The sequence below is a fragment of the Terribacillus saccharophilus genome, assembly GCF_002272075.1.
Taxonomy (GTDB): domain Bacteria; phylum Bacillota; class Bacilli; order Bacillales; family Amphibacillaceae; genus Terribacillus; species Terribacillus saccharophilus_A.
The window spans coordinates 1-287 of sequence record NZ_NPBJ01000063.1 but is presented as its reverse complement, the minus strand read 5'-3'; the positions used below and the strand labels follow the sequence as shown (position 1 = coordinate 287).

The following is a 287-nucleotide window of genomic DNA, read 5'->3' as shown; positions in this document are numbered from 1 at the left end:
AAAACAGGCGAAGTTCATCGTTTTGAACAGCCTGTTGGAAAGCAATATACATACGGAAAAGGCCCTGTTTATACTTCTGAACTAGAGAAGCTACAAGCTGAGAACCGATTCTTAAGGCAGCAAAATGAAGTTTTAAAAAAGTACAAGGAATTGGAAAGGAAGTTGATAGAGAAACGGCAGTCGAACTGGTAGAAGTATTGGGAAATACGATGACAGTACAAGAAACATGTGTTCACTTAGGCATTGCACGATCATCTTATTACCGTTGGAAGAAGGATGTATTGAAA

1 pseudogene is annotated in these 287 nt (G+C 38.7%); it reads left to right on the top strand.

The window, feature by feature from the left end:
• Positions 1-287, top strand: a pseudogene (locus tag CHH48_RS19210) (DUF1492 domain-containing protein); the annotation flags it as partial.